The 2,806-nt window shown below is 75.7% G+C and carries 2 protein-coding genes; one reads left to right on the top strand and one right to left on the bottom strand.

Translation table 11 applies throughout. The features are described 5' to 3' along the window. The coding region (locus SZN_RS36505) for a hypothetical protein (protein ID WP_007505720.1) at positions 1 to 643 on the bottom strand (643 nt) is incomplete at its 3' end. Positions 644 to 1,215: 572 nt separating this feature from the next. On the opposite strand from SZN_RS36505, the gene SZN_RS36500 reads away from it, so the two are divergent. Further along, the coding region (locus tag SZN_RS36500; RefSeq protein ID WP_078509098.1) for a sensor histidine kinase at positions 1,216 to 2,806 on the top strand (1,591 nt) is incomplete at its 3' end.

The following is a 2,806-nucleotide window of genomic DNA, read 5'->3' as shown; positions in this document are numbered from 1 at the left end:
CGCCGTACCGCAGCGCCCGGCGGATCCGCCGCAGCGGCGCGCACACCACGGCCGCCAGGGCGCGGCCGGCCCGGTGCGCCGCGGCCTCCCCGCGCCACACCCACAGCCCGCACAGGACGGCGGCCAGCAGATGCGCGAGGAGCATCCCGGCGGACGCCCCGTGGGTGAGGGCGGACAGCAGGGACATCTCGGGGGCCGGTGCCATGGCCTCGCCCGCGCGTCCGGCGCCCGGCATCCGCGCGGCGTGGCGGCCGTCCGCGGCGGAGGGGGCGGACATCGCGCCGTGGTCCATGGGTGCGGGCCGCCCGGCCGCGGAGCCGCGCACCAGGCAGTGGGTCACGCTGAAGAGCACGTGCAGGACGGCCTGGGCGGCGACCGTGGCGCCGACGACCGCCCCGGGTCCCCGTTCCCGGCCGGTCAGCCACCAGGCGCCCGCGAGCGCGCCGGCGGCGGCGGCGCCCACGGCCCACCAGGGCAGGACGTCACCCGACATGAGCGTGTGCCCCAGAGCGGCCGTCACCACGCACAGCGCCGCGACGACGACGGTCCGTGCCGCGCGCACGGCGTCGACGGCACGCCCGGTGACGCCCGCCCTGCGGCGATCCCGCCCCACGCCACCGGCGCGCACGCGGCTCCGGGACATCCGACAACTCCTCGAACCTGATGGACCTGCCGTCCATTACGGACGGCGGGCCGGGAGTGTTCAGCGGCCGGGGGAACGGGCGGCTGTCCGGCCGGGGCCGGGGCGGCGCGCGCACGTGGACGGAACAGACCGCGGAGTGCAGGGCGGCCTCGTGGAACTGCTGCCGGGACGGCGCGCGCACGCGGACAGACCCCCGCGCGGCCGAAGACGTGAACCCTGTTCGACTTTCCAGCTCTCCCGGTTGGCTGAAAATCGCCCATCAGGGCCGGGCGGCGGGGCGCGCACGGGACGTTGAAGCGCCCGCGGCGGCCATGTCACGTCAACCACACCCGTCAACATCGCAGTTGCTCACGCACATGAGACCCTGCTACCACACCGCGCGGCGCAGGTGCTCATTTCCCGACGAAGTGAACTGGCGCGGGGAGCTGCGCCCTTTGCCCGGCTCCTCGCCCCGTGCGCGTGACTAGCATGAGGGACGCGCTTGAACCGGAGGACGATCTACCGCCGTCCGCGTTCACGGTGATGCGCCAGTCGTGACGTACCGAAGCTCTCACGGACCGAGGGACCGCTGAATGTCAGTGCCTGCTCGCCCCCGCCAGCGCCGATCCGCGCCGGGAAAGCGCTCGTCACCGGCGGTGGTCCCGGCGGTGCTGGCCGGTACGGCCGCGGGCGCCGCGGCCGTGGTCGTCCTCGCGCCGGAGGCGGCCCGCCTCTGGGTCGCGGGCACGGCGATCGCCGGCTGGCTGTGCGTCGCGGCCGTCGTCACCTCCGCCTCCCTCCGGCTGCGCCGGGTCAGCCGCCGGGCCGACTCGCGCGGCAGCGAGCTGGAGATGACCAAGAGCAACTGGATGCAGCACGGGGCGGAGACGGACCAGCTGGTCAACACGACGCTGCCGGCGATCGCGCGGCGGCTCAAGGGCGGCGCCGGCCCGGAGGAGGCGCTGGCCTCGGCGCCGACCCCCTCCGACCCGTATCTGCGGCGGATGTTGCAGGTCTTCACCGCCGAGGTCTCCGCGGCCGTACGGCAGACCGCCGCGGCGCGCGCCGAACTGGACGACGCCCGGCACGAACTGGGCCGGTGGACGACGGAGCTGGAACGCGTCACCCGCGACACCCTGCCCGCGGCGGTGGCCCTGCTGCGCGAGGGCAGCTCCGCCGACACCGTCCTCGCCAAGCTCGACTGGCCGGTCCACCGGCTGCTGCGCACGCCCGCCGAATCGTTCGTCCGCGAACTCGCCTACAGCGAGCGCCGCTCCGCCGCCGCCCAGGCCGCGTCGGCCAAGGCGCTCAGCCGGGTCCAGGCCAAGACCGTCGCCATGCTCGCTGACCTGCGCGACATGCAGGACCGGCACGGTTCGGAGGTCTTCGGCGACCTGCTGCGCCTCGACCACAGCACCTCCCAGCTGGGCCTCATGACCGACCGCCTCGCCCTGCTGATGGGCGGGCGCTCCAGCCGGGTCTGGAACAAGCCCATCGTCATGGAGAGCATCCTGCGCGGCGCGGTCGGCCGGATCGCGGCCTACCGGCGGGTGCGGCTGCACAACTCCAGCCGGGCCGCCATCGCGGGCTTCGCGGCCGAGGGCGTGATGCACCTGCTGGCCGAACTCATGGACAACGCCGCCAACTTCTCGCCGCCCATCGACGAGGTCCACGTGTACGTGGAGGAGCGCAGCGCCGGTCTGGTCGTCACCATCGAGGACAGCGGTCTGAAGATGTCGGCCGCCGCCATGCGCCGCGCGGAGCAGTCGGTGTCGGGCCATGTCACCGACCTCGCCTCGCTCCAGGGCACGCGCCTCGGACTGGGCGTGGTGGGACGGCTCGCCGCCAAGTACGGGATAAGCGTCAACTACCGGCCGTCCTCGCGCGGCGGCACCGGCGTCGTGGTCCTGCTGCCGCCCCAGCTGGTGGCGCAGCAGCGCGAACCGGTCACGGCGGGGCCGTCCCGTACGGCGGCCGAGGTCCCGGCGGCCGCGGCCGTCCCGGCACCGGCCCACGAGCCGGCCCCCGCCGCGGTCACGGCGCCCCCCGAGGAGGCGCCCCCGGCCCGCACCCAGGTCTTCGCACCGGCGGACGTCGTGCCGCAGGCCGGTCCCCCGCCCGGCGGCCCCGGCCACGCCACCCCGAACGGCCTGCCCGTGCGGGCCCCGGGGCGGACCATGGCCG

It is taken from the genome of Streptomyces zinciresistens K42 (genome assembly GCF_000225525.1).
GTDB classification, from domain to species: Bacteria; Actinomycetota; Actinomycetes; order Streptomycetales; family Streptomycetaceae; genus Streptomyces; species Streptomyces zinciresistens.
This window is presented reverse-complemented; position numbering and strand designations above follow the sequence as displayed.